The sequence below is a fragment of the Chryseobacterium sp. UF-81 genome, assembly GCF_058245105.1.
In genome coordinates this window covers 132,332-154,917 of sequence record NZ_JBSIBX010000005.1, presented here as the reverse complement: position 1 = coordinate 154,917, position 22,586 = coordinate 132,332, and the positions used below count along the sequence as shown (strand labels likewise).

The window sequence follows — 22,586 nt, the reverse complement described above, 5'->3', positions numbered from 1 at the left end:
AATAAAAAGAGCATTATAAAAATGCTCTTCTATTCTATTGGGTTAATTCGGTATAAATTTTCTTCTCCCATGGTTTTATATCTGTAATACCGTATCTTTCTTTTTTAGAAATCGCGATATTATCCAGAATATCTACGAAGTTTTTATAGTTGGCTTCATCGGTGGGTTTTACAATGACTGTAAAGTTTTCAGGCACCGGAGCGTTTTTATAAGCTTCAGAAATGATCTTGGAAATTTTTACCCCGCTGAAATCGGTTTCTTTCAGGTTTGCTGTATTCAGATCCTTGTCATTGCTTTGGTGATAAAATACCCTGTTGTTTTTCCCGAGAATAAAGGTAACCTGGTTTTTATCTCCAATATGAGGAATGTTTATTGGATTTGGATTGGGATCTTTCGCCGGAAGTCCCAGATCCATTACATTGGGTTTTGTAAAATTGGTGGTAAACATAAAGAAGGTGATCAATAGAAATCCTAAGTCTACCATCGGAGTCATATCCACCCGGATTAATTTTTTTCTTTGTTTGCTTCCTCCCTGCTTTTCTTGTGCAATTACTTCAGCCATAATTAATATTTTTAAATGTTAAACGGTTTTGGTGAAAAAGTAAAGTGTTGATACTTATTTGGAGGAATCTATACAAAGTTTATACCTAAAATTAATAAATAGCAATAAAATTTAAAATTTACAGGTTATTTGATATAGAAAAAGCTTGAAGTGTTTTATCTTGATAATGATTTGTGATTTTTTAAGATAATGATTGCTAAGTATTGTATACAAAAAAGCCTTATCAATTTTTTGATAAGGCTTTTGTTATGTTTAGATAAATATTACTTCGTCGTTTTGTAATAATTAACCCCGCATTCTAAGAATTTTTTGAAATCCTCTTTCGGCATATATCCTGATACCGGAGTGTTGATCACTTTTCCGTCCGGTGTTATCAGAACATAATGCGGCTGGGAATTGTTGTTGAAATTCACCTGCTGGAATAAGCTCCATCGGTCACCGATCGTTTTTACTTTTTTGATTTGTCCGTCTCCAAGATCAATTTTTGTTTTCTGATCTTCAGGAAGCTCTTCCTTATCATCTACATACAGAGAAGCTAGTACAACATCATTTTGTAAAATAGGAAGGATATCCGGTTCGCTCCAAACGAATTCCTCCATTTTTCGGCAGTTTTCACAGCCATAACCGGTGAAGTCGATCAGGATTGGTTTGTTTTCCTTTTTAGCCAGTTCAATAGCATTAAAGAAATCATGCTCTGGGTGCATTCCCAGAATGCCGTCTTTTTCGTCATGAAGATAACTTACATTCAATGGAGGCAGAATTCCGCTTAACAGCTGTAGTTTTGGACGTTCCGCCGGAATTAATCCCTGGATCAGATAGATCACAAAACCTATTCCTAAAGCACCCAATATCTTTCTTGTAATGGAAATTTTCGGTTTTTTATCATCGTGCGGAAATCTTATGATCCCGAATAAATAAAGGGCCAGTCCCAATGCAATTACGATCCAGATGGCAATGAAAAGCTCTCTTTTTAATAAGAATGTTTTGGAAACCAAATCTGCCTTGGATAGGAATTTTAAAGCCAAAGCCAATTCTACAAAACCAAGAACTACTTTCACGGTATTCATCCATCCTCCTGATTTTGGAAGACTCTGTAAAGCCTGCGGGAATAAAGCCAGCAATCCAAAAACGATGGCCCATGCCAGTCCGAATCCTGCCAGTGCAAAGGTAAGCAGCATAGGAACGTTGGTAGATCCTGTCACTGCACTTCCCAGTAAGCTTCCCAGAATAGGTCCGGTACATGAGAAAGAAACGATAACCAGTGTGAGTGCCATAAAGAAAATACCGATGATTCCTCCTGCTTCTTCTGCTTTCGAAGATTTATTGGCAATTGAGCTCGGAAGCGTGATATCATAATATCCGAAGAAACTTCCTGCGAAGAAGATGAATATGATAAAGAAGGCAATATTCAGCCATACGCTTGTAGATATTTCATTGAAGATATTCCCGGCAATTCCGTCGATCAGATGGAAAGGAAGGCTCAGAAGAACAAAGATAAGAAGAATGAAAAATCCGTAAATCAGGGCATCTCTTTTCCCTTTTGCCTTATTCTTATTCCCTTTCGTAAAGAAAGAAACCGTCAGCGGGATCATAGGGAAAACACATGGTGTCAATAAGGCTATTAAGCCACCTACAAATCCTAAGAACAAATAGGTCCAGTAATTTTCACCAACCTGTTCCACAGCAGTTCCGCAATCCGTCAAAGGTTTCTGGAAATCAATTGTTGCTATTTTTAACTGTTTTGGGTCCAGTTTTGAAGCTTCTGCTACTGTTACTTCTCCTTTTACAGGAGCTGCAGCAACTGTTTCTATGGCTTTTACCGAATCTTTTGTAGCTTCAGTTTTTTCCTCCACCGTTTCTTCGGTAGCTCCTTTTGGTGTTACTTTCTGATTGAATTCTAAAGTATTCGGTGCCAGACAAACCCTGTCGTCACAAGTCTGATAAGTAATCTCAGAAGTAACGTCTGCAGGTTTTGTGGGATCTTTTAATTTAAATTTCTGCTTGAAACCGGCTGAATTGGAGTAAAAAACAATCGTCCCTCCAAAAGCTTCTGAAAATTCCTCGTGCTTTTTGCCGACTTCAGTAAACTTTCCGATCAGTTCAATGTTTTTCCCTGAAACTTTATATTCAGTAGGAATTCCCGTGTCTTCAGGAAGATCTTTGGAATAAATATGCCAGCCGCTTTCCATTGTAGCATTTAAAACTGCTTCGTATTGGTTGTTCCCTAAGTCGTTCACAGTGAACTTGAACTTTACAGGGTTTTTGATCTGTGCATTAATTCCTGCCGCTAAAAAAAGCAGCACTACTAAAAACCAGTTTCTAAATTTCATTTTTCTTTTCATTAAAAATTTTGAGAATACTTTCCGCTTTCTCATCACTTGCATATCGTCTGTCCTGTCTGAGGGGTACAATTCCAAGTACGGAATTGTTGCTGTCACACAGTATCCAAATTTTTGGCCTCGCTAAAATAGATAATTTTTCGTCCCTAAAAAACTTAGAAACTTTCTTTTTGCCTGAAAAACCGGCCGGGTAGAATTCATCGCCATCCTGTTGTTTTCTTAAACGCAATGGAAACTGAAGTTTTGCAGCATTAAAATTCCACTCAAAACTGTTATTGATTCCGTCAATATTTTCAATTGTGTCTTCAAGGCAGATGCTCATCAGGTCTCCTGAGAAATCAAAACTTTCAATCAAAAGGATTTCATCTTTTGTGTCCTTCTCCTTGTTCTTATTTACGAGAATTAGCTCATTCCGGTTGATGATGAGGTGATAATTTTTTGAAAAAAAAGAGCTTCCGTTTTCTGCAGTGAAAATCTTCGAAATTTCTTCCTCTTGATCAAATCCGTACTTCTTTAAAATTTCAAACTGTACAAAAGTGCTTTCCTGACCCAGCTTTTCTTTGGATAAGATTTTGTGTTCAGGGTTAAATACCGTAAGTTTATTTTCGATTTCCCCGATCTGTTTTTCTGCAAAATCTCTGGTTTGATTCAGATAAGAAGAACTTTTTTTGAAATTTTCCAGGAAATGTTCATTCGTTTCTAAAAGCCTGGGAACGATCTCATTTCTGATCTTGTTTCTTAGATAATCACTTTTTTTATTCGAAAGATCTTCCCGGAAATCAATTCTGTTTTCCTCAGCATACTCATAAATTTCTTTTTTTGAAAAGTTGAGAAGAGGCCGGATTATATTGTTTTTATTTGCCGGAATTCCACTCATTCCACTGATGCCGGCAGCTTTGGAAAGATTAATGATAAAAGTTTCCAGCTGGTCATTCAGATGATGGGCGGTAACAAGAAATTCAAGATTTTCTTGTGCCTGAATTTCCCTGAAAAAGCGATAACGGATTTCCCTTGCCCAAAGCTGGATAGAATTTTCAGGTTTATTGTCTTTTTCCGAAACTTCATACAGGTGAAAACGAATATGATTTTTCTCACAAAAATCCTGAACCGTTTTTTGATCCAGATATGAATCCTCACCCCGGAGTTTATAGTTGATATGAGCAATCTGGAAATTAAGCCCCAAACCCTTAAAAAGAGAGGCCAGGACCATGGAATCAGCACCCCCGCTTACAGCCAGGAGATAGCTGTGAGTTTCCGGATTCCGGACAAGGTTTTCAAGCTGATTTTTAAAACTAAATTTTTCCAAAAGGTATGTTGAAGATTTCTTTTATGCAAAGATAATCCATAAAATTCAATTCAATTTTCCTAACTTTGATTCGTCTAAAAATGATTACATATGAAGATTATTAAAATTTTAGGAGTAACTGTAATGGCGTTGGGACTGACCTCTTGTGTCAGCAAAAAGCAGTATGATGCATTAAGCTCCAATTATAAGCAGTGTATTGAAAATATCGGGGAAAGACAAAGAGAGATCCAGGATTTGAAGTCTCAGAATTCTGCATTGTCAGGTGAGAATAATCTTTTAAAAAGCCAGCATGACGCTTTGAAATCCTCTCTGGATGCATGTCTTTCAAATACGGGGAAAAGCTCAGCTAATATTGATAAACTGGTTGGTGAGATCAATGCTTCCAATTCATATATCAAACAGCTGATCTCAAACAATGCTAAAAATGACAGTCTGAATATGGCATTGTCCAACAAGCTTAAAAGATCTCTTGATAATGTTGCGGATGATGATGTGCAGGTGAAAGTGCTGAAAGGAGTGGTAATGATCTCACTTTCTGATAAAATGTTATACAAAACAGGAGATTACAACGTACTGCCTGCTGCTCAGGAAGTATTAGGAAAAGTAGCTAAAGTAATTAATGATTATGATAAATATTCTGTATTGATTGAAGGTAATACAGATAATGCACCTTTAAGCTCACCAAACCTGCCAAGAGACAACTGGGATCTTTCTGCATTGAGAGGTACGGCAGTTGCGAAGGTTCTTCAGACGCAGTTCGGGGTAGATCCGGCAAGAATTACTGCGGGAGGACGTTCCGAATATAATCCTAAAGCAACCAATATGAGTGTTTCTGGACGAGCGGAAAACAGAAGAACGGAAATCATCATTATGCCTAAGCTTGATGAATTCATGAAATTAATGGATATTGCTCCTAAGAAGTAATTGAAACATACCCATAAAAAAATCCCGAAGTCATTCGGGATTTTTTTTTAATCAAATTAATTCTTCTTTTTTCAATAATGAAATAATTCGTTGAAAAAATGAATTGGATATTTCTGTTTTAGTTTTTTTGGACGAAGAATCCGCACTGCCATTTGGCCTTGCGGTCTTCCGATTCTCTGTGTTAATTAGTTTTTCCCCTGCATTCATTGTTTTGCCTTAGTGTTTTTACCCCTTGTTCTCTGCAAATGTAAAACTATCTTTCAGGCAAACATATCCGTATTTTCACGGTATTTTTAATGGGTTTTTTACGGAGGGACGGATGAAAAAATGCCGGTCAGTAATAATTTTTTCTTTATATTTAAGTACTTTTGAATAATATAAAAGAATTGCAGTATGAGCTTTTTTGAAGAAAAAAATCCTGAAATGGACAGGTATCTGGAAACACATGCTTCCTCGGAACCTGAAATTCTGAAAAAACTGAGAAGAGAGACCTATCAGAAAACCACACAGCCGCATATGATATCAGGTTATCAGCAGGGAAGGCTTTTAACCATTATCTCCCAAATGATCCAGCCGAAAAATGTACTGGAAATAGGAACTTTTACAGGATATGCCACACTCTGCCTGACAGCAGGACTTGCTGAAGATGGGAAAATTACCACACTGGATGTGAATAAAGACCTCGCTTATCTCCCGAAAAAATATTTTGAAGAAAGTGAATATGCCGGACAGATCGATTTTAAGCTTCAGGATGCCAAAGAATTCCTAAGAGAGACGGATGAGATTTTTGATCTTGTCTTTATAGATGCTGATAAAGAAAATTACGCAGAATATTTCAGACTGATCAAGCCCAGAACAAAAACAGGTTCGGTAGTGATGTTTGATAACGTTTTATGGTACGGAAAAGTACTGGAGGAGAATCCGAAACAGAGATCTACACAGGTTATCAAAGAACTCAATGATTTGATCGCAAAAGACGATGATTTTGAAAATCTTATTTTACCTTTGCGTGACGGAGTAAACTTCCTGCGAAGAAAATAATTAAAAAAATAATTAAAGATTAAGAAATTTAGAGATCATGTAATTTCTAAATCTCTGAATTTCCTAATTTCTAAATTAATAAAATGAATAAAGGAATTTGTAATGTTACTGTAGCACCGGTTCGTGCAGAGAATTCTGACAAAGCGGAAATTGTTACGGAAATACTGTTTGGAGAAAGTGCTGATATCCTGGAAGTAAATAAAAACTGGACCAGAATAAAAATGCACTATGACGACTATGAAGGATGGATGGATACCAAACAGCTGAGACCTGTAACAGAGGAAGAACTGGCAAAAAGAAAGGTTACCGTAGTGACTGAAGATTTTTCTTCGGTGCTGATGAATGACGGAAAAACCCTTCTCTCGATGGGTTCCGAGGTAGAATTTCCTGTAGTGGCTTCAAGAAGAAGCCATGACCTTCGTGAAAGTATAGCTTTAGCTGCCAGGGAATTTCTTAACGTACCTTATTTATGGGGTGGAAAGAGCTTTTTTGCTGTAGACTGTTCCGGTTTTACACAGCTTGTCTATAAAATTCATGATATTAAACTGCCGAGAGACACCTATCAGCAGGCAGAAGTAGGTGAACCTTTGAGTTTTGTGGAAGAGAGCCAGCCTGGTGATTTAGCTTTCTTTGAAAACCCTGAAGGTAAAATTATTCACGTAGGAATTATGCTTGAGAATCAGAAGATTATTCATGCTTCGGGAAAAGTAAGAATCGATATCCTGGATTCTACGGGGATCTTTAATAAAGAAATGAATAAGCATACCCATAAGCTGAGAGTGATTAAAAATGTACTTTAATCTTAAATACAGTCTGAATGGAGAATATTATTTTCACAGCTTTTGATATTTTTAATTTCGGATTGGTGGTTTTTTTCTGGTGGTTTACCCTGAAACATTACAAAACACTTCCTAAAAGAATTCCCGTACATTTCGATTTTGACGGAAAGGCTGATAATTTTGGCCATAAAGCCTATTCTTTTTTTACACCGCTACTGGGAACGTTTTTCTATTTCCTGTTTGCCTATACCTTAAGGCATCCTGAAACAGCCAATTTTCCTGTAGAAATCACAGACCAGAATAAAGATGTCCAGTTCCTGATTATGGAAACATTTTTGAGGTGGTTGTTCGCACTGATCATGCTTATTTTCATGAATGGGCAGGATTATATGTTCAGATATGCTTTTGATGAAAATGTAAAGCCAAAAGTACCGTTATCTACAGCTATTTTATCAGTAATAGGAAGCTTAATCATTGTTTTAATTTTTGTAGGAATATCCAAATGATACAATCTAAACAGAATTCGGAACATTATATCTGGGGAAATGGCTGTGACAGCTGGGTCCTGAATGATTCCCACAATCTTTCCGTAAAACAGGAAAAAATGCCCGCCGGAACTGCTGAAAAACTCCATCTGCATAAAACAGCAGAGCAGGTCTTTTACATTCTGAAAGGTGAAGCCGTGCTCTACATCAATAATAAAAAGTTTCCGGTAAAGGCAGGAGAAAGTATTTCCATTCAGCCTGAATCAGAACATTTTATTTCCAATGAATCCGATGATGAAGTGGAGTTTCTTGTCATCTCCAGTCCCTCTACCCATAACGACCGAATTGAAATTGAAAAATAATTAAATGTCTTTCCTATACAATATATTTATCAGCCTGCTCATCTTCGGAATGAAAGTTTTTTCTTGGTTTAATGATAAAACTAAAAAAGGAGTTGAAGGGAGAAAACAATCTTTAGACAAAGTAAAAAAGGTATTTTCACCTTCAGATAAGGTGATTTGGATGCATGCGGCCAGCCTTGGTGAATATGAACAGGGGCTTCCTGTTTTGGAAAAGCTCAAAGAGAATTTTCCCGGTCATAAAATTCTTATTACTTTCTTTTCGCCTTCAGGCTATGAAAATGTTGTAAAAAGAAAACATATTGCAGATGTAGTCTGCTATCTTCCGTTTGATAAAAAAAGTACGGTAAAAGAGTTCATTTCCCAATTTGATACAAAATTATTTTTTACGGTCAAGTATGACTACTGGTATCACCTTCTGGCAGAGCTTAAAGAGCATGGAGCTAAGATTTATGTGATTTCTGCCTTGTTTTATGAAAGCCAGGCTTTCTTCACATCTTATGGAAAATGGTTTGTAAAGCAGCTCAAAAAAGATGTGGACTGGTTTTTCCACCAGACCACCTTTTCTTTTGCACTAGCCAAGAGTATTGGATTGGTTAATTCTTCAGTAACAGGAGATACAAGATTTGACAGGGTAAAACAGCTCCGGACAAGGGATAATCATGTTGAATTCATTGCGGATTTTATAGGCGAACATCAATCTGTTGTATTCGGAAGCTCATGGCATGCTGAAGAAAAGATTGCCGCCACAGTTTTCAGAATGAATGCCGGTTTGAAACTGATTATTGCCCCTCATGATCTGAAAAGAGTGGAGCATTTAAAAAAACTTTTCCCTGAAGCATTATTATACAGTGAAATACGGAATTCAGTGCTTCCGGTTCCCAAATATCAGATTTTAATCATCGACAGCATCGGTTTGTTGTCAAAACTATATTCTTATGCAGATGTGGCAGTGGTAGGCGGAGGTTTTCATGATGCCGGTCTGCATAATATTTTGGAAGCAGCTACGTTTGGGACTCCTGTGATTTTTGGAGACCATTATAAAAAGAATCCTGAGGCAGACGATCTTATTGCAGCCGGCGGAGGAAAATCTTTTTCAGAAGAATATGCGGCAGCGGATTTTGTATTGTTTCTTCTTAATAATGAAGAAGAGTTACGGGAAATGTCCGGAAATGCAAGGAAATTTATAAAAGAAAAACCTGATGCAACAAATCTTATTCTGCAGAAGATTTTATCTTAATCTTGATTCAGGTTTGAGGGCTGGAGTGTTGTAGAGTTTGAGGGGCGGAGTGTTTGGAAGTGTTGTTGATCCCAAATCTCATATCTACCCAAAATTTACCATTTAACTTACTTAGGAAGTTGACTATTGAGATTTCCTAATTTTAATCTTAAGAATAGTCTCGTGTCTGATGTCTGAAATCATTATTTCTCACATTATCTTAAAAATCCCTGGCTTTTAATATCTTTCATAATCTGCTCTATGTTTTCCGGAATTTTTTCGGCCTCAAGCCAGTTGATGTCCAAACCATTGTTGATACAAAGCTTCTGCAGATAATGATTTTCTGAAATTTTACTTTGTGTTTCTCTCAGAAGCTCCTCAATTTCCATCCAGTAATCTTCATCCAGCTTTTTTGTTAGCACCAATGCCTTGAATACTTTATTAATGATATAAATATACAGCTTGTAAACATTATCAAACCGCTGTCTGCTGAAATCACTGTTAGAATCCAGGATTCTGTTCACCAATAAAAGATTCAGCGAAACTTCCCCGAATTTATCCGTTGTAATTTTAATGTGTTCCGTTATTTCTGCACTCAGCTTTCGGATAATGGTAAGGAAATATTTGGCATTTCCAACATATTTTGAGGCCAGAAGAACCTGTTCTGCAACATTCACTTCCATTGCATTTCTCTTATCATCTGTAGTTTCCTGATCGATCAGTTCAAAATACAGCTTTTTAGACAAAAGCTTATCCTTTCTCAGCAATCGAAAAATAAGCCGGTCTTTTTCCACGTTGGAAAAAGCACTTAAGGCAGCTTTAAACTCTTTTGAATATTCCATTAATTGAAAATTTTAGAATATTTCAGAAATCCGTTTATGGCCCAATTGGCTGTATAGTAGAAAGATTTTACAGTAGAAAACCCCATAAAGTCTTTGTAGACCAGATACTGGTCCTTAATGATATTTTTTTTCTTTCGGGAAACACTGTTCTCACGCATCCTGTACTTAGCGAGTGTTTTATTGATAGGCATTCCTTCAGGAATTACTTTTAACAGATTCAGCCACATTACGTGATCTTCACGCTTGCTTTTTATTGGAAATAAAAATTTCCCGACCCTTTTGGTGTCGTACATGGTAGAAACCGGGGCCAGCCTGCAGGTTTTCAGAAGATTGGAGAAGGTTACCACCTTATCTGCCATAAAGTCTTTTAAAACAGGTTGTAACTGCTCATTACACCTTGAATAATTGCAGTAGACCAGTTCTGCATTGTTTTCCTGCATATAATCTGTCATCGTCTCCAGATATTCAGGATACCAGAAATCATCAGAATCCAGAAAAGCAATATACCGCCCTGTAGCCCTTTCCAGGCTATTGTTCCTGGCATTTCCGGCACCGCCGTTTTTCCCGAGGACCTGTAATTTTATCCTGGGATCATTATATTTTCTTATGATTTCTACGGTATTGTCTTTGGAAAGATCATCCGTGATCAGCCATTCCCAGTTGTCATAGGTCTGGTTTAAAACAGATTGTATCGTTTCTTCGATGAATTCGGCAGAATTGTAACAGGGAGTGATGATGGAGACCAGGTCTTTCATTTGCATTTTTACTGGGGTAAAATTATAAAAATTTTTTCTCATAAAGATGCCACGATGCAATTCCTACTCCGATAACGACCAGCATGCACAAAAAGCTCATGAAAAAAGGATTGTAGTTGGCAAACAGTCCAAGCGTAGCAAATACCCTGATAATAGGAAAGTGGAAGATATAAATACCATAAGTGAAATCTCCATATTTACCAAAATTGTTCAGAAATTTGAATGAATAGGCGATATACAGTACAATAATACTGATCATAATAGGGGAGAACAGCTTGATATGAAGGATAAGATCTATCCAAACCGTAATGATCGCAATAATGAACAGTACGTTTTTATATTGAATGAATTTCTCAAAATGAAAATAAATCAGCATTCCTCCAATGAAATAGCAAAGTGATCCGGGCAATTGTCTGGATATGGCTGCTCTACCCGTCATTTCAAAATAATTGAGGAATATCAGAGAAAGAAAGTACAGTACAATTAAACTTACATTCCTGTATTTATTGTTTTTTCCGAATAATAAGAAGATCAGCGGGACTGCAAAGTAAAAAGCCATTTCAATCTTAAGGGTCCATAAAGCTCCGTTTACAGCTTCGTTACCAAACACGCCCGGAAGGGAAGGGGCCATGAAGTTCATGAATATAGAATTCCAGAAGAAATATTTATAGACCTGTATATTGCCGAAGTAATCAGAAAAAGACAGGGTGCTTACAAGGCTCAGAAGGGTGGTGCAAAGAAATACAACCAGTAAATAGGCAGGAACAATCCTGTTGAATCTTTTTTTGGCGTAGCTTTTCAGGCTGGAAGACCTCTCGTAGCTCCTGGCGATAAGGAATCCACTGACAATGAAAAACGAAAAAACGGCAACTTCTACAGGACTGTGTGTTAAAAAAGTAAGCTGACTGGAGTCACTAAGAGCTCCCAAATGTCCTACAAAGACAATGAAAGCAAGGAGAACACGGATGAAGTCAAAATTATTTTTCGTTATACTCTGCATTTTTGTTTCTTTCTGCAAAAATAGTTTTTTTAATAGATAGAGGGAAACTGAGATTCAATATTTGTTAAATAATGGCTGTTTCAAGGGTTAAGACTCTAAATTTTTCAGAAATATACTTTATCGAAATTATTTTTCACAAAAAATGAGGTTATAAATCAAAAAAATTATAATTTTAGCCCTTGAAAATTTTATATATGAAGAAATTAGCATTACTATTTGCAGGTTTATCATTATTTGTAGCTACAGGATGTAATGATGATGGCGATAATGAGATGGAATATCCTCTTGTAGGTGTCTGGCAGCCGCTGAAAGAAGTGGTTACCACAGTAGAAACCGGTGAGGACCCTGTTTCAGACCTTATTACCTATACCGATTGCCAGAAAGAAGGCAGATGGAGATTCAATTCTGAAGCGACAGGAAAAGTAACCACGAATGGAGAGATCGGTACTACACCGCAGTGTACTATTTTATCTGATCAGAATTTTACTTATACGTATGATAGAAGTGCGAAAACAATAGTGATCAAATTCCAGGGAATTGTGGAACCGTCCAACGGAAAAATAATTACCCTCGATGATACAACCCTGAACTTATCCCTAAGAGAAGAGACGCAGGATCCAACTGTATATAAAACAAGGACGTATACCATGAGAAGAATTCCTCAGTAAATATACTTCCATACCTAAATATAGATCTCATCCCCGGATGGGATTTTTTGTTGAAGGAAATTCTTGAATTGATCAAAAATTAAAATTTTCATTTCTTTTAAAATCATTATTTTTGTGAAAATTAGAATGGGAGCTGGAAAAAATCTAACATCTAATATCTAACATCTAATATCTATAATAAAGTGTTTTACGATCATCAGCAGATAGAAAAAAAGTGGCAGAAGTACTGGGAGGACAATCAGACCTACAAAACCTCTAATAACACAGACAAACCTAAATTTTATGTTCTCGATATGTTTCCGTATCCATCCGGGGCAGGGCTTCACGTGGGGCATCCGCTTGGATATATCGCATCAGATATTTATGCGAGATATAAAAGACATCAGGGGTTTAATGTTCTCCATCCGGTAGGGTACGATAGCTTCGGTCTTCCTGCTGAGCAGTATGCAATCCAGACGGGACAGCATCCGGCGATTACAACTGAGGAGAATATCAACAGATATGAAGAGCAGCTGAAAAAGATCGGTTTTTCATTCGACTGGAGCAGGGAAGTGAGAACTTCAGATGCATCCTATTATAAATGGACGCAGTGGATCTTTATCGAGCTGTATCATTCATGGTACAATAAGAATACAGATAAAGCAGAGCCTATCCGGACTTTAATTCAGCATTTTGAAGAAAAAGGAACCGAAGGATTAAATGCCAATCAAAACGACGAATTAAATTTCACGGCAGAAGAATGGAAAGATTCTTCAGACCTGGATAAAGAAGATATTTTACTTAACTACCGTTTGGCTTACAGAGCAGAGACTACCGTAAACTGGTGTCCGGCATTAGGAACCGTATTGGCGAATGATGAGGTAAAAGACGGAAAATCTGAAAGAGGAGGATTCCCTGTATTCCAAAAGAAAATGATGCAGTGGAGCATGAGAATTTCTGCCTACTCTGAAAGGTTGTTGCAGGGGCTTCAGACATTAGACTGGCCGCAGCCTCTTAAAGATGCCCAGGAATACTGGATCGGAAAATCCCAGGGAGCACAGGTTCAGTTTCAGGTAGAAGGTCATGACGAAATCGTTGAGGTATTTACAACAAGACCTGACACTATTTTCGGAGCTACATTTATGGTGCTGGCTCCTGAAAATCCTTTGGTAGATACTATTACTACAGCAGCTCAGAAAATAGAAGTAGATACTTATATAGAAGAAACTTCCAAAAAAACTGAAAGAGACAGGATGTCTGACGTGAAGAATGTAAGCGGGGCCTTTACGGGAGCTTATGCCATCAATCCTTTCAGTGGCGAGAAAATGCCGGTTTATATTTCAGATTACGTATTGATGGGTTACGGAACAGGTGCTGTAATGGCTGTTCCTGCGCATGACGAACGTGATCACAGATTCGCAAAGAAATTCAACCTTGCTATTAAAAAGGTAGTGGATACCGATGAAGATGTTCAGGAGAAATCTTTCGATTCTAAAGATTCAGTTTGTGTGAATTCTGATTTCTTGAACGGATTGAATTATAATGACGCCAAATCAAAAATAATTTCTGAAATCGAAAACAAAGGAATTGGTCACGGAACGACAAATTACAGACAACGTGACGCCATTTTCTCAAGACAGCGTTATTGGGGTGAGCCGGTTCCTGTATATTATAAGGATGGAATGCCTTACACACTTCCCGTTTCTGCTTTACCGCTGGAACTTCCGGAGGTTGAAAAATATTTGCCGACTGAAGACGGAGATCCCCCATTAGGAAATGCAAAAGAATTTGCCTGGGACGAAGCCAATCAGAAAGTGGTTTCTACAGATCTTATCGATGATACAACCATTTTCCCTTTGGAATTATCTACTATGCCAGGCTGGGCGGGAAGCTCATGGTATTTCCTTAGATATATGGATCCGAATGATCAGGAGGTTTTTGTTAAAAAAGAACTGGCAGATTATTGGGGACAGGTAGATTTATACATCGGAGGTAGCGAGCATGCAACCGGCCACTTATTATATTCCCGTTTTTGGAACATGTTCCTAAAAGACAGAGGATATATTAATCAGGATGAGCCTTTCCAGAAACTGATCAATCAGGGGATGATTTTGGGGATGAGTGCATTTGTAAATTGGCAAAAAGTAGAATTTGAATTTGATATTAATTATAAGGATATTAATGGAGAAATTATTTCAACTGAAAATATTAGTATTGATAAAATATTTGTAATAGAAACAGATTTAATTCACGACGAAGTTTCTTTTGATAAAGAATTGAGAAAGTTTAATTCTGAAGTCATGGATAAATTAATTTCTTCTAGAGAGACAAATTCCTTCGATTTAGTTTGTACTAAACAAATAAATGGAAATATAATGACGACACATGTTGATATTTCTTTATTAAAAGGGACAACAAATGAATTAGATATTGAAAAATTTAAGAATTGGAGAGGAATGTTTGATGATGCCTCTTTTGTAACTGGCGAAGAAGGAAAGTATATATGTGTTCGTGAAGTTGAAAAAATGTCCAAGTCAAAATACAATGTTGTAAACCCTGACGATATCTGTGAAGAATACGGAGCAGACGGATTAAGATTATATGAAATGTTCTTAGGTCCTTTGGAGCAGTCCAAGCCTTGGAATACACAAGGCTTAAGTGGAGTCTACGGTTTCCTTAAGAAATTCTGGAACCTGTATTTCAACGGTGACACATTTGAAGTTTCCGATGAAGAGCCTACAAAAGCAGAATACAAAGTTTTACATACCTTAATAAAGAAGGTGGTTTATGATATTGAGAACTTCTCATTCAATACCTCCGTGTCTTCATTTATGATTGCTGTAAATGAGCTGCAAAAAATAAAATGCAACAAACGCAATATTTTAGAACCATTAGCCGTTATCATCTCTCCGTACGCCCCGCACATCTGTGAAGAGCTTTGGAGTTTATTAGGGAATAAGGAATCTGTGGAATTTGAAAAATTCCCTATATTGAACGAAGAATACCTGGTAGAAGATGAAATTGAATATCCGGTAAGTGTAAATGGTAGAATGAAGTTCAAAATTTCACTTTCTGCTCAGTTATCAGCGAAGGAAGTAGAAGATTTGGTGATTTCGGATGAAAGGATGCAACCGATTTTGGAAGGTAAAACTCCTAAAAAAATCATCGTCGTGCATCACCGTATTGTGAATATCGTAATTTAAAAAAAAGTTAACATTGGCAAATTAAAAAAAATGCGGGTCTTATTTTTTTAAATTTCTAACTCAAATGTTAAAATTGAGGAAAATAAATAAAATAATTTAAAATAATTATTATATCGAAATCGTATTAAATTTTCTTTATCAGAAAAATGCAAAATGTTTATTTAAGACTCTTGCATTTTAATTAATTTTGCCTTTAATTTACACCCTGTAAAATTTTAAAACAATATAATTTAGTTAAATATGGAAATGAATGTTTCAAAAAATGATGAGCAAGTAGTTGCTAGAAAAGCAGGAGGTTTAAACCCGGCTGTTATTATTCCTATTTTATTCGTTATAGGAGTTTGTATTTATTTATTTGTTCTTGGGAACCCAGGAAACTTTAAAGACGCAGAAAAGCTAGGTAGCGGATCTGTAGCTTTCTCAAGTGTTGAAGGAAAAGACATTCACCCGGAATCGTTTTTAGGTATTATCTACAAAGGAGGGGTTATCGTACCAATCTTGATTACTTTCATGATTACAGTAATCGTTTTCTCTTTTGAAAGATATTTCGTACTAGGTAAAGCTGCTGGAAAAGGAAACTTAGACAACTTCGTAGTACAGGTAAGAAGCTTATTGAATCAAAACAAAATTGATGAAGCTTTAGAAGAGTGTGACAGACAGCAAGGATCTGTAGGTAACGTAGTGAAAGAAGGTCTTACTACTTACAAAGCACTTTCTCACGATACTACTTTAAATAAAGAGCAAAAAATGGTAGCTCTTAACAAAGCTATCGAAGAGGCTACAACTCTTGAAATGCCAATGCTTGAAAAGAACATGATGATTCTTTCTACTTTAGGTACTGTAGCAACACTAATCGCACTTTTAGGAACTGTAATCGGGATGATCAAAGCATTCTTCGCATTAGGTTCAGGTGGTGGTACTCCGGATGCTGCTGCACTTTCTACAGGTATCTCTGAAGCCTTGATCAACACGGCATTAGGTATTGGTACTTCAGCTATCGCGATTATCCTTTATAACTTCTTTACATCTAAAATTGACGGATTAACTTATAAGATCGACGAGATCGCTATGAGCATCCAGCAGTCTTTCGCTGAATTCAACTAATAATTGAATTTGTAGCAAGGAATTTGCATTCCAATTAAAAGAAGTTTAATTTAAAATAATTCAAAAACAATGGCGAGAGTCAAACCAAAAAGACATGGTGTAGTGACGGATATGACGGCAATGTGCGACGTTGCCTTCCTGCTACTTACATTCTTTATCTTGACCACTCAGTTTAAAAAACCTGACGTGGAGCAGATTAAACCGCCATCTTCAATATCAGAGAAGTTACTTCCTGATGCAAGTTTGATGACCATCAACGCTACTCCGGACGGAAAATTCTATTTCCAGCCCGTAGACAACGCATCAGAGAGATTACAGCTTTTAGACAAAATGGGGCAAAAGTATAATATGACTTTTAGCAACCAGCAAAAAGCGTCATTTCAGAAAGTACAAGCAATTGGGGTTCCTATGAGCCAACTGAAAGGCTATCTCGATATGTCAGATGAGGAACAGAAAAGTTTCAAGAGTCCTACAGGGATTCCTATGGACAGTACAAATAAGCAGTTAGTAGACTGGGTACAGCAGAGTTTAAGCGTAAATCCTGATTACAAATTAGCAATCAAGGGTGATGTTACTACTGAGTATCCTAAAGTTAAAAGCCTATTTGAAGGTTTAAGAGATATTGATTTTCTTAAATTCTGGTTGATTACATCACAAGAAGGTAAACCATAATAATATCATTTAGAAATGGCAGAAGTACAAGTACAGGAAAAAGGCGGCAAGGGCGGCAAGGTCCGTTCCAAGAAGCAGAATACCAGAGTAGATATGACTCCGATGGTGGACTTGGGTTTTCTATTGATTACCTTCTTTATGTTCACAACCACATTTAGTAAACCGAACGTTATGGATTTGGGTCTTCCGGCTAAGCCGAAAGAAAAACAAACACCACCTCCAACAGAAATTAAACTTTCTAACTCAATTTCTGTCTTATTAGGAAAGAACAATAGAGTTTTTTGGCACCAGCAGGATGCTACTTCCTTGAATGACCAGACTCTTATGGAAACTACTCTTGATAGAGAAGGAATTAGAAAAGTAATTCAGCAGGCAAAATCTAGAGCTGCAGATCAAACGAAATTTACCGTGATCATTAAGCCGACTGACGATGCTGTATATAAGAACTTTGTAGATATTCTTGACGAAATGGCCATTACCAAAAGCGAGCAGTACGGGGTAACCGATGTGAAGCCTTGGGAAAAAGCCATCTATAACAAGAAAGTTGGAAATAATGGAGCTGCGGCTGCACCGGCTACAAAGTAATTTAACCATAAAATTGTATATCTATGGCAGATGAAAATGTATACAATCAGAATCTTACTTTAGACGAGATTGTATTTGAAAATAGAAACAAGGAATATGGTGCCTATGATCTTAGACATCAGTATCCAAGACTTCTGACAAAATCTTTTATTGTCGGAACGGCATTATTCCTGGTTGCGGCTTTATCTCCTTTTATTTATCTTACCATTAAGAGACTTACTGCACCACCTAAACAAGAAGTGAAGGCGGATTTAGTAAACATTATTGAAGATGAGCCAATTATTGAGCAGCCAAAAGAAGAAGAACCACCTCCACCACCTCCTCCAAAAGAGGAAGAGAAAATTGAGGTGATTCAGAACGTGGTTCCGGAGCCTGTAAAAGCTCCAAAGATTGAAACACCACCGCCGCCAATTTCTAAGCAGTTAGAAACAACGACGGGTCTGAACAATCAGGAGGGGGTAAAAGCTCCGGCTTATACACCACCGCCACCGCCACCATCTACAGGTACTAAAGCTAGTACAGCGGAAGTAAAAACAAATAACCCTAATGAGATCTACAAAGATGTAGACCAGTCTGCAGAATATCCTGGAGGTATGGGAGCATTAAGAAAGTTCCTTGGGGAAAATTTTGATACTTCTTTAATGGAAGGAGGTGAAGGTACACTTAAAGCCAAACTGAAATTCGTTGTAGAAAAGGACGGAACTGTTTCTGCTGTTACTATTGAAGAGAAATCTCCAAATAGCGACTTCAACAATGAAGCAATTCGTGTAGTTAAGAAACTTAAAAAATGGACTCCTGCGAAAAGAAACGGGGAGAGCGTAAGATCTTACTATAGCGTACCATTTACTATGAACTTTGAATAGGACTTATTTATTCAACTTATAAATAAAAAGAGAAGCATATGCTTCTCTTTTTATTTTTTTTGGTATTTTTGTTACATGATGTTCAACTGGTTGTCCTTAGTTACAGGATTATTTTATATCGTATTGGGAATTGTAGTTATTGTCTACAAATTTTTCTTCACGGTTTTAGAGCCTGCCATTGCCTATGCAATGGGTGCAGTGCTTATTCTTTATGGAATTTTCAGAATCTATAGAGCAATTTCAAGAATTAAAGATTCAGGAAATGAGAAATAATTTAAAAATTGTGTTGCTTTCTATGATGAGCATCGCTGCTGTGAGCTGCAAAAAAGAGGATAAATCTCCTTCCTATCATAAAGGAGATCTTACCATACTTACGGATGAATCTTTTAAAAGCGTTACCGAAGCATTGGCAGACGGATATATGATTAATTATCCGGAAACCCATATTAAGATTGTAACTCAGAAAGAAGACTTGGCCTTCCTTGATCTGTTAAAAGATAAGGCAAGAATAACCGTAATGTCCAGAGATCTGTCTCCTGAAGAGAAAAAAGCTTATGAAGAGCAGGTAGATCTGAAGTTTCTTCCTGCCAGATTCGCTGCAGATGCAGTGGTATTTGTTGTTCCCAAAGATTCTCCGAAGGAGAGTATTTCAATGGATGAAATCAAAAGTGGATTAGAATCTGATGCTAAAAATTTCGTTTTTGACGGAACCAATTCAAGCAACCTGAACTTTGTTGCACAGAAACTGAAAAAACAGCCGAAAGACCTGAAGTTTTCCATTATTCCCGGAAACCAGAATATTGTAGAAGAATTGGGGAAATATCCGGACAAAATTGGAGTTATAGGACTAAATACTTTCAGTCGTCCTTATGATAAAACTTCTGAAAAGTTAAGAGATATGGTGAAAATCCTTCCCATAGAGGATAAAGGAAAACTGTACTCTGCTGATAATGAAGGCCTTAGAGAAATGAAATATCCTTTTACACGTGTTCTTTATTTTTTAACAAACGAGGGTAACTTTAATATAGCTAACGGATTTATAAGATATTCATGCACACAGCTTGGCCAGATGATTGTAGAAAAAGAAGGTCTGCAGCCCTATAATATATACAAAAGGGAGGTACAGATGCGTTAAAAAATATTAAATAATATGATCCCCTCAATAAAAATATTATTTTGGTCTGAAAATTGTGGAGCTTAAACTCAAAATATAGAAAATATAAAAATGAAAGATATAATGATTATGAATGTAAAGAAAATTGCTTTTGGAGCTGCCGTAGTATTTTTTTCCGGTTTAGCCACTGCACAGACATTGCAGGATGGTATCAACAGTATAGACAGTGATAAATACGCACAGGCTAAAACCAATTTTACAGAAATGGTTGCCAAAGCACCAACAGCAGAAAATTACTTCTATTTAGGAAATACTTACTTAAAGCAGGGAGAACCTGATTATGCTAAAGCAATTGAAAGCTTTAACAAAGGTTTAGCTGCTGATAACAAAAGTTACCTTAACAAAATCGGTTTGGCTACTGTAAAGCTGGGTAAAGGAGATAAAAGTGCAATTGCAGAAATTCAGAAAATTGTAGCGGATTCAAGAGAGAAAGATGCTGAAGTATTATTCAGAGCGGCAGAAGCTTTAACTTTGTTCGAGAAAAACAATGCTCCTGATGCAGCAATTCAGTTCCTGACAAAGGCAGTTGAAAAAGCAGAGAAAAAAGGAGTTCCTGCTCACTACTATTATACCCTTGGAGATGCCTACAGAATAAAAAGAGCTCCGGGTGAAGCTATGTCGGCTTACGATAAAGCTCTTCCTTTAGCTAAAAACAAAGCATCTGTTTATACAAGAATGGCTACGTTATGGATGGCTGCACAGCAATGGCAGCAAGCTAAGCAGAGTATTGACAAAGCAATAGGTGTAGATCCTACTTATGCTCCTGCATACAAAGCTTTAGCTTCTTACGATATCAGATATCAGCAAAATGCAAAAGCAACACAAGACCTTATCAATTATACAAAATATGCTGATGAGGATCCATATACACAGTTAGAAATTGCTAAATTATATTTCACAAACGAAGATTATGCAAACTCTAAAACAGTTTTAGATAAGATTTTTGATAAAATTGATGACCCGATCAAATTTAAATTAAGAGCTTATCAGTCTTATGCAGATGGAAATTATACTGAAGCAAAACAGAACATGGATACTTTTGTATCTCAGGCTGAAAAAACAAGAGTACAGCCGGCTGACCAGGGTCTTCAGGGACTTATCGCAGCTGGATTGGCAAAAACTGAAAAAGATGCAGCTAAAAAATCAGCTTTAACTACAGAAGCACAGCAAAAAATTGCTATTGCCAAAGCAGCTAAGGATGAAACAATGAAGTGGGATATGGAACTTGCAAACATTGTCGGAGGAGGAGCTTCTCAGGCTGAAGCAGAAAAAGGACCTACGACTCCTGAAATTGAAGCATTGAAGAAAAAAGTTGCGGCCAATAAAGAAGATTCAGATTCTCTGTTTAAGTTGGCAACAGCTTACCAGGATGCTAAAAACTGGAATGGGGCCATACTTACATGGCAAAAAATGAGTACCCTTCTTCCTGATTGGGCTCCGGCTTATTACAGTCAGGGGTATTCCTATCAGCAGGCAGGAAATAACGATGCTGCGAAAATTGCATATGAAAAATTCATCAGCACAGTAAAACCTGCAGATCAGGAAGCCAACAAGCAGACTTTAGCCTATGCTTACTTTGCAGTAGCATATATGAATAAAGATACTGATGTTGCAAAAGCTAAAGATTATATAGCTAAATCTTTACAGCTTGATCCTACTTACCAGGATGCTGTAAAATTAAATGCAGAAATCAATAAGTAATTTAAAATTTAAATTATACATATTAAAACTTCCCATTCTCAATGTTTGGGAAGTTTTTATTTTAAATCTTATCTTTGAAAATATGAAACGCCCGGGTTAAAAATTCGAAAATGCGAGTAAAATTATTGGGCGTTCCATCTGACAGATTAAAAAATAAAAGAACAGATGAAAACAGATATACTTGCTTTTGGAGCACACCCTGATGATGTAGAGCTGGGATGTGGCGGAACTATTGCCAAAATGATTTCGGAAGGTAAAACATGTGCCATTGTAGATCTTACAAGAGGAGAACTTGGTACCCGGGGAACTGATGAAACCCGGAAAATAGAAGCCGGAAACTCTGCCAGGATCCTTGGAGTGTCCGCCAGAGAAAATCTGGGCATGAAAGATGGCTTTTTAGTGAACTCTGAAGAATATCAGATAGAGATCGTAAAAATGATCCGCAAATACCGCCCTGAAATCGTCTTAGCCAATGCTATTGATGACAGACATCCGGATCATGCAAAAGGAGCGAAATTAGTATCCGATGCGTGCTTTTTATCCGGCTTAAGAAAAATTGAAACTGTTTTAGAAGGAGAAAATCAGGAAGTATGGAGACCAAAGCATATTTTTCATTATATCCAGTGGAAAGATATCAAGCCGGAGTTTGTAATTGATATATCAGAACACCTTGATAAAAAAATTGAAGCTTGTATGGCCTTCAAGACTCAGTTCTATGATCCTGCTTCCAATGAACCGGTTACCCCGATTGCAACAAAAGATTTTTTTGAAAGTCTGACCTACCGTGCTCAGGATTTGGGACGTTTATCGGGAGTAGCTTATGCTGAGGGATTTACGTCTGAGAAGCTTATTGCGATGAAAAATTTTGACGGAATTGTTTGGTAATTAAAAAATCTTCCCTATATTTGCACTCACAAAACGGTGATTGTAGCTCAGTTGGTTAGAGCGTCGGATTGTGGTTCCGAAGGTCGGGGGTTCGAGACCCCTCATTCACCCAAGAAAAGTACACTTTTTGAAGTGTACTTT

At 37.1% G+C, this 22,586-nt stretch carries 22 protein-coding genes and 1 tRNA gene; 17 read left to right on the top strand and 6 right to left on the bottom strand.

Going from position 1 to position 22,586, the window contains the following annotated elements; all coding sequences use genetic code 11:
• Window positions 1–34: 34 nt before the first annotated feature.
• From AC4IFE_RS09485 to tilS, 3 genes are all read right to left on the bottom strand, one after another.
• On the bottom strand, window positions 35–562 hold the full coding sequence (locus AC4IFE_RS09485; RefSeq protein WP_490756605.1) for a biopolymer transporter ExbD: 528 nt from the start codon (window positions 560–562) through the stop codon (window positions 35–37).
• Window positions 563–825: 263 nt separating this feature from the next.
• Window positions 826–2,892 carry a protein-disulfide reductase DsbD family protein gene (locus AC4IFE_RS09480; protein ID WP_490756603.1) on the bottom strand — a complete coding sequence of 689 codons (2,067 nt, stop codon included), beginning with the start codon at window positions 2,890–2,892 and terminating at the stop codon, window positions 826–828.
• Window positions 2,882–4,207 carry a tRNA lysidine(34) synthetase TilS gene (gene tilS, locus AC4IFE_RS09475; RefSeq protein WP_490756601.1) on the bottom strand — a complete coding sequence of 442 codons (1,326 nt, stop codon included), beginning with the start codon at window positions 4,205–4,207 and terminating at the stop codon, window positions 2,882–2,884. Before tilS ends, AC4IFE_RS09480 begins: the two co-directional genes overlap by 11 nt.
• A gap of 90 nt (window positions 4,208–4,297) precedes the next feature.
• Between tilS and AC4IFE_RS09470 the strand changes: the two genes are divergently transcribed.
• The 6 genes from AC4IFE_RS09470 (at window position 4,298) to AC4IFE_RS09445 (ending at window position 9,035) form a co-directional block, all read left to right on the top strand.
• Window positions 4,298–5,131 (top strand): OmpA family protein, encoded by an 834-nt coding sequence (locus tag AC4IFE_RS09470; protein WP_440628286.1) that lies wholly within the window; start codon window positions 4,298–4,300, stop codon window positions 5,129–5,131.
• Between the two features lie 393 nt (window positions 5,132–5,524).
• On the top strand, window positions 5,525–6,172 hold the full coding sequence (locus tag AC4IFE_RS09465; protein ID WP_490756600.1) for an O-methyltransferase: 648 nt from the start codon (window positions 5,525–5,527) through the stop codon (window positions 6,170–6,172).
• Window positions 6,173–6,255: 83 nt separating this feature from the next.
• Window positions 6,256–6,972, top strand: a complete 717-nt coding sequence (locus AC4IFE_RS09460) for a C40 family peptidase (protein ID WP_490756598.1) — start codon at window positions 6,256–6,258, stop codon at window positions 6,970–6,972.
• 17 nt (window positions 6,973–6,989) lie between these two features.
• Window positions 6,990–7,457: a DUF1648 domain-containing protein gene (locus AC4IFE_RS09455; protein WP_490756596.1), complete on the top strand. Its 468-nt coding sequence runs from the start codon at window positions 6,990–6,992 to the stop codon at window positions 7,455–7,457.
• Window positions 7,454–7,798 (top strand): cupin domain-containing protein, encoded by a 345-nt coding sequence (locus tag AC4IFE_RS09450; protein WP_490756595.1) that lies wholly within the window; start codon window positions 7,454–7,456, stop codon window positions 7,796–7,798. Before AC4IFE_RS09455 ends, AC4IFE_RS09450 begins: the two co-directional genes overlap by 4 nt.
• Window positions 7,799–7,802: 4 nt before the next feature.
• Window positions 7,803–9,035 (top strand): 3-deoxy-D-manno-octulosonic acid transferase, encoded by a 1,233-nt coding sequence (locus AC4IFE_RS09445; protein WP_490756594.1) that lies wholly within the window; start codon window positions 7,803–7,805, stop codon window positions 9,033–9,035.
• A gap of 194 nt (window positions 9,036–9,229) precedes the next feature.
• Here AC4IFE_RS09445 and AC4IFE_RS09440 read toward each other — a convergent pair whose 3' ends face one another.
• Genes AC4IFE_RS09440 through AC4IFE_RS09430 form a run of 3 tightly spaced genes read right to left on the bottom strand, consistent with a single transcriptional unit; the run spans window position 9,230 to window position 11,629 of the window.
• Window positions 9,230–9,856: a deoxyuridine 5'-triphosphate nucleotidohydrolase gene (locus AC4IFE_RS09440; protein WP_490756593.1), complete on the bottom strand. Its 627-nt coding sequence runs from the start codon at window positions 9,854–9,856 to the stop codon at window positions 9,230–9,232.
• On the bottom strand, window positions 9,856–10,611 hold the full coding sequence (locus AC4IFE_RS09435; RefSeq protein ID WP_490756591.1) for a glycosyltransferase family 2 protein: 756 nt from the start codon (window positions 10,609–10,611) through the stop codon (window positions 9,856–9,858). The genes AC4IFE_RS09440 and AC4IFE_RS09435 overlap by 1 nt, the downstream gene beginning before the upstream one ends.
• A 22-nt stretch (window positions 10,612–10,633) precedes the next feature.
• Complete coding sequence (locus AC4IFE_RS09430) at window positions 10,634–11,629, bottom strand: acyltransferase family protein (protein WP_490756589.1); 996 nt, start codon at window positions 11,627–11,629, stop codon at window positions 10,634–10,636.
• A 176-nt stretch (window positions 11,630–11,805) separates the two neighbouring features.
• Between AC4IFE_RS09430 and AC4IFE_RS09425 the strand changes: the two genes are divergently transcribed.
• The 11 genes from AC4IFE_RS09425 (at window position 11,806) to AC4IFE_RS09375 (ending at window position 22,556) form a co-directional block, all read left to right on the top strand.
• Window positions 11,806–12,279, top strand: coding sequence for a lipocalin-like domain-containing protein (locus AC4IFE_RS09425; protein WP_490756588.1), 474 nt, complete (start codon window positions 11,806–11,808; stop codon window positions 12,277–12,279).
• A gap of 182 nt (window positions 12,280–12,461) precedes the next feature.
• The gene (locus tag AC4IFE_RS09420; RefSeq protein WP_490756586.1) at window positions 12,462–15,461 is read left to right on the top strand and encodes a leucine--tRNA ligase; all 3,000 of its coding nucleotides are present in this window, start codon (window positions 12,462–12,464) and stop codon (window positions 15,459–15,461) included.
• A gap of 240 nt (window positions 15,462–15,701) precedes the next feature.
• Window positions 15,702–16,565 carry a MotA/TolQ/ExbB proton channel family protein gene (locus tag AC4IFE_RS09415; RefSeq protein WP_048502767.1) on the top strand — a complete coding sequence of 288 codons (864 nt, stop codon included), beginning with the start codon at window positions 15,702–15,704 and terminating at the stop codon, window positions 16,563–16,565.
• A gap of 69 nt (window positions 16,566–16,634) precedes the next feature.
• The gene (locus AC4IFE_RS09410) at window positions 16,635–17,237 is read left to right on the top strand and encodes an ExbD/TolR family protein (RefSeq protein ID WP_490756585.1); all 603 of its coding nucleotides are present in this window, start codon (window positions 16,635–16,637) and stop codon (window positions 17,235–17,237) included.
• A 15-nt stretch (window positions 17,238–17,252) separates the two neighbouring features.
• Window positions 17,253–17,822: an ExbD/TolR family protein gene (locus AC4IFE_RS09405; protein WP_490756584.1), complete on the top strand. Its 570-nt coding sequence runs from the start codon at window positions 17,253–17,255 to the stop codon at window positions 17,820–17,822.
• Window positions 17,823–17,845: 23 nt separating this feature from the next.
• Window positions 17,846–18,685 (top strand): energy transducer TonB, encoded by an 840-nt coding sequence (locus tag AC4IFE_RS09400; protein ID WP_490756582.1) that lies wholly within the window; start codon window positions 17,846–17,848, stop codon window positions 18,683–18,685.
• A gap of 75 nt (window positions 18,686–18,760) precedes the next feature.
• Window positions 18,761–18,958: a DUF308 domain-containing protein gene (locus AC4IFE_RS09395; RefSeq protein ID WP_490756581.1), complete on the top strand. Its 198-nt coding sequence runs from the start codon at window positions 18,761–18,763 to the stop codon at window positions 18,956–18,958.
• Window positions 18,948–19,820, top strand: coding sequence for a PstS family phosphate ABC transporter substrate-binding protein (locus AC4IFE_RS09390; protein WP_490756579.1), 873 nt, complete (start codon window positions 18,948–18,950; stop codon window positions 19,818–19,820). The genes AC4IFE_RS09395 and AC4IFE_RS09390 overlap by 11 nt, the downstream gene beginning before the upstream one ends.
• 90 nt (window positions 19,821–19,910) lie before the next feature.
• Entirely contained in the window at window positions 19,911–21,560 is a 1,650-nt protein-coding gene (locus tag AC4IFE_RS09385) for a tetratricopeptide repeat protein (RefSeq protein WP_490756577.1), read from the top strand.
• Between the two features lie 165 nt (window positions 21,561–21,725).
• A complete protein-coding gene (bshB1, locus tag AC4IFE_RS09380; protein WP_490756575.1) occupies window positions 21,726–22,445 on the top strand; it encodes a bacillithiol biosynthesis deacetylase BshB1 in 720 nt (239 codons plus the stop codon).
• Between the two features lie 35 nt (window positions 22,446–22,480).
• Window positions 22,481–22,556: transfer RNA gene (locus tag AC4IFE_RS09375), tRNA-His, on the top strand.
• Window positions 22,557–22,586 lie beyond the last annotated feature (30 nt).

Excerpts from the sequence above, each read along its gene's own strand:
- AC4IFE_RS09485 (WP_490756605.1), bottom strand. The coding sequence starts at position 562 with ATGGCTGAAGTAATTGCACAAGAAAAGCAGGGAGGAAGCAAACAAAGA.
- AC4IFE_RS09480 (WP_490756603.1), bottom strand. The coding sequence starts at position 2,892 with ATGAAATTTAGAAACTGGTTTTTAGTAGTGCTGCTTTTTTTAGCGGCA.
- AC4IFE_RS09470 (WP_440628286.1), top strand. The coding sequence starts at position 4,298 with ATGAAGATTATTAAAATTTTAGGAGTAACTGTAATGGCGTTGGGACTG.
- AC4IFE_RS09465 (WP_490756600.1), top strand. The coding sequence starts at position 5,525 with ATGAGCTTTTTTGAAGAAAAAAATCCTGAAATGGACAGGTATCTGGAA.
- AC4IFE_RS09460 (WP_490756598.1), top strand. The coding sequence starts at position 6,256 with ATGAATAAAGGAATTTGTAATGTTACTGTAGCACCGGTTCGTGCAGAG.
- AC4IFE_RS09455 (WP_490756596.1), top strand. The coding sequence starts at position 6,990 with ATGGAGAATATTATTTTCACAGCTTTTGATATTTTTAATTTCGGATTG.
- AC4IFE_RS09450 (WP_490756595.1), top strand. The coding sequence starts at position 7,454 with ATGATACAATCTAAACAGAATTCGGAACATTATATCTGGGGAAATGGC.
- AC4IFE_RS09445 (WP_490756594.1), top strand. The coding sequence starts at position 7,803 with ATGTCTTTCCTATACAATATATTTATCAGCCTGCTCATCTTCGGAATG.
- AC4IFE_RS09440 (WP_490756593.1), bottom strand. The coding sequence starts at position 9,856 with ATGGAATATTCAAAAGAGTTTAAAGCTGCCTTAAGTGCTTTTTCCAAC.
- AC4IFE_RS09435 (WP_490756591.1), bottom strand. The coding sequence starts at position 10,611 with ATGAAAGACCTGGTCTCCATCATCACTCCCTGTTACAATTCTGCCGAA.
- AC4IFE_RS09425 (WP_490756588.1), top strand. The coding sequence starts at position 11,806 with ATGAAGAAATTAGCATTACTATTTGCAGGTTTATCATTATTTGTAGCT.
- AC4IFE_RS09415 (WP_048502767.1), top strand. The coding sequence starts at position 15,702 with ATGGAAATGAATGTTTCAAAAAATGATGAGCAAGTAGTTGCTAGAAAA.
- AC4IFE_RS09410 (WP_490756585.1), top strand. The coding sequence starts at position 16,635 with ATGGCGAGAGTCAAACCAAAAAGACATGGTGTAGTGACGGATATGACG.
- AC4IFE_RS09405 (WP_490756584.1), top strand. The coding sequence starts at position 17,253 with ATGGCAGAAGTACAAGTACAGGAAAAAGGCGGCAAGGGCGGCAAGGTC.
- AC4IFE_RS09400 (WP_490756582.1), top strand. The coding sequence starts at position 17,846 with ATGGCAGATGAAAATGTATACAATCAGAATCTTACTTTAGACGAGATT.
- AC4IFE_RS09395 (WP_490756581.1), top strand. The coding sequence starts at position 18,761 with ATGATGTTCAACTGGTTGTCCTTAGTTACAGGATTATTTTATATCGTA.
- AC4IFE_RS09390 (WP_490756579.1), top strand. The coding sequence starts at position 18,948 with ATGAGAAATAATTTAAAAATTGTGTTGCTTTCTATGATGAGCATCGCT.
- AC4IFE_RS09385 (WP_490756577.1), top strand. The coding sequence starts at position 19,911 with ATGAAAGATATAATGATTATGAATGTAAAGAAAATTGCTTTTGGAGCT.
- bshB1 (WP_490756575.1), top strand. The coding sequence starts at position 21,726 with ATGAAAACAGATATACTTGCTTTTGGAGCACACCCTGATGATGTAGAG.